The sequence below is a fragment of the Dietzia sp. B19 genome (assembly GCF_014145155.1).
Classification (GTDB): Bacteria; Actinomycetota; Actinomycetes; order Mycobacteriales; family Mycobacteriaceae; genus Dietzia; species Dietzia natronolimnaea.
In genome coordinates, this window is the sequence record NZ_JAALED010000209.1 from 1 (window position 1) to 5174 (window position 5174).

A 5174-nucleotide genomic window follows, 5' to 3' on the forward strand; every position below is an offset into this window, starting at 1 on the left:
GGCCGACCGCGAGCGGCTCAACGTGCACGGCTCGGGGATCTCGCTCGGCCACCCCGTCGGGGCCACGGGGACCCGCATCCTCACCACGATGGCCCGCGAGCTCGCCCGCCGGCAGGGCCGGCTCGCCCTGGAGACGATGTGCCTGGGCGGCGGACAGGGCCTGGCCGCCGCGTTCGAGAGGGTGCCGTGACCCGGTGTGCGTCACGGACCCCGGCGAGACCGACGAATTCACGATGAGTTAACTCACACTCGTGTGATTCGGGCGTAGCGTGGGTCACAACGGTCGGTGGGGAAGCCGACCGTCGGGAGGTCCCAGCCGATGATCGATCCACTCGATCGGGAGGGGGCCGGCACCCGGCCCCGTCACCACCAGGTGACCTGGGCCGACCGGTCCACCCCCAGCTCGCCCGCGGGTGCCGCGGGCCAGGAGTCCGCCGTGACCGACACCGTACGCACCTACGTCCTCGACACCTCGGTTCTGCTCTCTGACCCGTGGGCCGTCACCCGCTTCGCCGAGCACCGCGTGGTGCTGCCCATCGCGGTGATCGGGGAGTTGGAGGGCAAGCGACACCACCCCGAGCTGGGCTACTTCGCCCGCGAGGCGCTCCGACTCCTCGAGGATCTGCGCCTCCGCCACGGACGGCTCGACGGCGACCTGCCCATCACCGACCAGGGGGGAACCCTGCGGGTCGAGCTCAACCACACCGACCAGGCGATCCTGCCCGCCGGGTTCCGGAACACGGGGGAGGACTCCCGGATCCTCGCGTGCGCGCTCAACCTCCGCGCCGAGGGCCTCGACACCGTCCTGGTCTCCAAGGACGTGCCGCTGCGGGTCAAGGCGGGCTCCGTGGGACTGCCCGCCGACGAGTACCACGCCCAGGACGTGGTGCTGACCGGCTACAGCGGGGTCGCGAACCTGCCCGCCACCCAGGACCTCGTGGACACCCTGTTCTCCGACGGCGGGGCCTCGCCCCTCGCGGCCCGGGCGGCCGGCCTGGACGTGGAGACGCCGGTGCACTGCGGGATCCGGGTCCAGACCGAGTCGTCCTCGGCGCTGGCCCGCGTCACCGACGGCGGCGGCCTCAAGCTCGTCCGCGGCGACATCGAGGTGTTCGGACTGCGCGGTCGCTCCGCCGAGCAGCGCATCGCCATCGACTGCCTGCTGGACGAGTCGATCGGGATCGTCTCCCTCGGAGGCCGGGCGGGGACGGGCAAGTCCGCGCTCGCCCTGTGCGCGGGGCTCGAGTCGGTACTGGAGCGTCGCCGCCACCGCAAGATCGTGGTGTTCCGGCCCCTCTACGCCGTGGGCGGACAGGAGCTCGGGTACCTGCCTGGGAGCGAGACGGAGAAGATGTCGCCGTGGTCCCAGGCGGTGTTCGACACCCTCGAGGGCCTGGTCAGCGAGAACGTGATCGACGAGGTGATGGACCGGGAGATCCTGGAGGTGCTGCCGCTGACCCACATCCGCGGCCGGAGCCTGCACGACTCGTTCGTGATCGTCGACGAGGCGCAGTCACTCGAGCGCAACGTCCTGCTCACGGTGCTCTCCAGGCTGGGGACGGGATCGCGCGTGGTGCTCACCCACGACGTGGCCCAGCGGGACAACCTGCGGGTCGGCCGTCACGACGGGATCCAGGCCGTGGTGGAGAAGCTCAAGGGGCATCCGTTGTTCGCACACGTCACCCTCAACCGCTCGGAGCGCTCGGCGATCGCCGAGCTGGTCACCACGATGCTCGAGGAGTTCCACCCGGACGCCGAGCCGGGGGAGCTGCGCCGGATCCACGCGGCATGACCGACGGGTGAGCAGAACCTGCGCTGCGTGCCCGGACCGGGCACGCAGCGCAGGTCCCACCCGGGTCTCGTCAGTCCTGTGAGGGAGCCCGCGTCCGGGGTCAGCGCTCGCGGTCGAGGCCCGTCATCCCCAACACGTCGAGGCGGCGGTCCAGCTCGTCCTCGCTCAGCGGGTCGGGGACGAAGCCCAGGGCGATGACGGCCTCGCGGATCGTCAACCCTTCCGCCAGGGCGTGCTTGGCCACCCGGGCGGCCTCCTCGTAGCCGATCGCCGAGTTGAGCGGGGTGACGATCGAGGGCGAGGACTCGGCGTACCGGCGCATCCGCTCGACGTCGGGCTCGATCCCGTCGATGCAGCGTTCGGCGAACAGGGTCGTGGACGTGGTGAGGATCCGGGCGGACTCCAGGACGTTGCGGGCCATCACCGGGATCGCCGTGTTGAGTTCGAAGGCCCCGGTGGCGCCGGCCCAGGCCACGGCCGCGTCGTTGCCCACGACCTGGGCGGCGACCTGGGAGATGGTCTCGCACAGTACGGGGTTGACCTTGCCGGGCATGATCGACGACCCGGGCTGCAGGTCCGGCAGGTGGATCTCGGACAACCCCGTCATGGGACCGGACCCCATCCACCGGACGTCGTTGGCGATCTTGGTGAGCGAGACGGCGATCGTGCGCAGCGCACCGGAGAGCTCCACGAGACCGTCGCGGGCGGACTGCGCCTCGAACGGGTCCTCCGCCAGGCGCAGCTCCTCGAGCCCCGTGAGTGAGCGCAGTTCCTCGACCACCGCGGAGCCGAAACCGTCCGGCGCGTTGAGTCCGGTGCCGGCCGCGGTGCCACCGATCGGGAGCTCGCCCACCCGGGGCAGGGTGGCGCACACGCGCTCGGCCCCGGCCCGGATCTGGCGCGCGTACCCCCCGAACTCCTGGCCGAGGGTCACGGGCACCGCGTCCATGAGATGGGTGCGGCCGGACTTGACCACCTCCCGCCACTCGACGGACTTGCGCTCGAACGACCCGGCCAGCCCACCCAGCGCGGGGACGAGCTCGGTCAGCGCCAACTCCGTCGCGGCGACATGCGTGGCGGTGGGGAAGGTGTCGTTGGAGGACTGCGACATGTTGACGTCGTCGTTCGGGTGGACCGTGACGCCCTCGGCCGCGCACATCGAGGCGATGACCTCGTTGGCGTTCATGTTCGAGCTGGTTCCGGAGCCGGTCTGGAACACGTCGACGGGGAAGTGGTCGTCGACCTCACCCTCCGCGATCCGTCCGGCCGCGGACACGATGGCGTCGACCTTGGTCTTCTCGAGGAGACCGAGACGGCCGTTGACGGTCGCGCAGGCGGACTTGAGTAGGCCGAGGGCGCGAATCTGTGCTCGCTCGAGACCGCTGCCCGAGACCGGGAAGTTCTCCACCGCCCGCTGGGTCTGGGCCCGCCAGAGCGCGTCGACGGGTACCCGGACCTCACCCATGGTGTCGTGCTCGATACGGAATCCACTCTGGTCAGCCATACGGTCAGAGTAGGCGGGCACGCCGCACCGTGCAGGCGCTCTCGGCGCGGCGGGCCCGGGTGGGGTCAGCTGTCGCGCGTCCCCTGGCCGTAGTCGACCGCCGAGAACTCGCGGAGCTTCTCCATGCGGTGGCGGGCCTCGACGTGCCGGACCGTGCCCGACTTCGATCGCATGACCAGCGACCTGGTGACGGCGCCGTTCGAGCGGTAGCTGACGCCACGGACCATGTCGCCGTTGGTGATACCGGTCGCCGCGAAGAAGCAGTTGTCACCCTTGACCAGGTCGTCGGTGCCGAGGAACGCATCCACGTCGAGGCCGGCGTCCACGGCCTTCTGGCGTTCGGCGTCGTCCTGCGGCCAGAGCTGCCCCTGGATCTCCCCGCCCATGCACTTCATGGCGCAGGCGGTGATGATCCCCTCCGGGGTGCCGCCGATGCCCATGAGGATGTCCACCGAGCTGTCGTCCGAGGCGGCGGCGACGCCGCCGGCCACGTCCCCGTCCATGATCAGCCGGACCTTGGCGCCGGCCGCGCGGATCTCCGCGATGAGTTCGGCGTGCCGGGGGCGGTCGAGGACGCAGACCGTCATGTCCCCGACGTCGATGTTCTTGGCCTTGGCCACGGACAGGATGTTCCATTCGGTGGACTTGGACAGGTCGATGTGACCGACCGCGTCCGGCCCCACGGCGATCTTGCGCATGTAGAACACCGCGGAGGGGTCGAACATCGCGCCACGCTCGGCGACCGCGATGACGGCGATCGAGTTGGGCCGGCCCTCGGCCATGAGGCGCGTCCCGTCGATCGGGTCCACGGCCACGTCGACCGCGGGACCGTGCCCGGTGCCGACCTTCTCGCCGTTGAACAGCATCGGCGCCTCGTCCTTCTCGCCCTCGCCGATCACCACGACGCCGTCCATGTCGACGGTGCCGATGAGCTCGCGCATGGCGTCCACGGCCGCGCCGTCACCCCCGAGCTTGTCGCCCCGGCCCACCCACCGGCCGGCCGCGAGCGCGGCGGCCTCGGTGACTCGGACGAGCTCCATGGCGAGGTTACGGTCGGGGCGTAGGGCGTCTGACATGTGGCGTCGGGCTCCTCGGATAGCTGCGCGCGAACAGACGTGGCCACTCGCCGCACGATGGGGTGTCGGCGCTCATTGTTGCACCTCCCGACGCCCGCCGGGGGCCAGGCGCCCGACATGCCCCGGGTGGGTGGGATACTGGACGCCGTGGCCGAGCCGAAACCGAGAATCCTGCAGGGCAACCGCGACATGTTCTGGTCGGTGGTGGTGCTCATGGCGATCGTCGGGATCTTCGCCGGAGTCGCGGGCCAGTGCACCTTCAGCCCGTCCGGACCACAGCAGGGCGCCATCCCCGAGTTCGACGCCGAGGCCTCCCTGCGCCAGGACGCGCGCAGCCTGGGCTTCCCGGTCCGGTCCCCGGACGTCCCGGAGGAGTGGACCTCGAACTCGGGGCGGGTCGAGAGCTTCGCCGACACCACCTCGAGTCACGTCGGCTGGGTGACGGGCGAGCGGAGCTTCGTCGAACTGGTCCAGTCCGACGCCCCCGAGGAGGCGTTCCGGTCACTGAACGGCGGGCCGCGACCGAGCCGGACCATCGTGCCGGTGACCGGGCAGGAGTGGACCGTGTACACCGGCGACGACGTCCGCCCGGTGTGGGTGCTGGACCTGGACGACGTCCGCGTGGCGGTGACCGGGTCGGCCACCACCTCGGACTTCGAGGCGTTGGCCGCGGCCGTCCAGGACGCCGAACCGCTCCCGAGCAGCCGGTAGCCAGCGGTTCGACCGCCGCCGGTTCGACCGCCGCCAGATCGACCCTGGCCGGCCGGGCGCGCGGGGGGTGTGGCCTCCTAGGTACGGCTTA

4 protein-coding genes and 1 pseudogene are annotated in these 5174 nt (G+C 71.1%); 3 read left to right on the forward strand and 2 right to left on the reverse strand.

Annotated elements, in window-relative coordinates; translation table 11 throughout:
* Both G6020_RS06995 and G6020_RS07000 read left to right on the forward strand, forming a co-directional pair.
* Positions 1-190: pseudogene (locus G6020_RS06995) on the forward strand (acetyl-CoA C-acyltransferase); the annotation flags it as partial.
* A gap of 246 nt (positions 191-436) precedes the next feature.
* Positions 437-1792, forward strand: coding sequence for a PhoH family protein (locus G6020_RS07000; RefSeq protein WP_182610128.1), 1356 nt, complete (start codon positions 437-439; stop codon positions 1790-1792).
* 100 nt (positions 1793-1892) lie between these two features.
* Here G6020_RS07000 and G6020_RS07005 read toward each other — a convergent pair whose 3' ends face one another.
* Both G6020_RS07005 and glpX read right to left on the reverse strand, forming a co-directional pair.
* A complete protein-coding gene (locus G6020_RS07005) occupies positions 1893-3296 on the reverse strand; it encodes a class II fumarate hydratase (protein WP_182610129.1) in 1404 nt (467 codons plus the stop codon).
* 65 nt (positions 3297-3361) lie between these two features.
* Complete coding sequence (glpX, locus tag G6020_RS07010) at positions 3362-4372, reverse strand: class II fructose-bisphosphatase (protein ID WP_179525654.1); 1011 nt, start codon at positions 4370-4372, stop codon at positions 3362-3364.
* A 147-nt stretch (positions 4373-4519) separates the two neighbouring features.
* Between glpX and G6020_RS07015 the strand changes: the two genes are divergently transcribed.
* Positions 4520-5083 carry a DUF4245 domain-containing protein gene (locus tag G6020_RS07015; protein ID WP_179525653.1) on the forward strand — a complete coding sequence of 188 codons (564 nt, stop codon included), beginning with the start codon at positions 4520-4522 and terminating at the stop codon, positions 5081-5083.
* Positions 5084-5174 lie beyond the last annotated feature (91 nt).

What these genes read in the sequence shown, in the direction of transcription:
- G6020_RS07005 (WP_182610129.1), bottom strand. Translation starts at nt 3,296, where the DNA reads ATGGCTGACCAGAGTGGATTCCGTATCGAGCACGACACCATGGGTGAG.
- glpX (WP_179525654.1), bottom strand. Translation starts at nt 4,372, where the DNA reads ATGTCAGACGCCCTACGCCCCGACCGTAACCTCGCCATGGAGCTCGTC.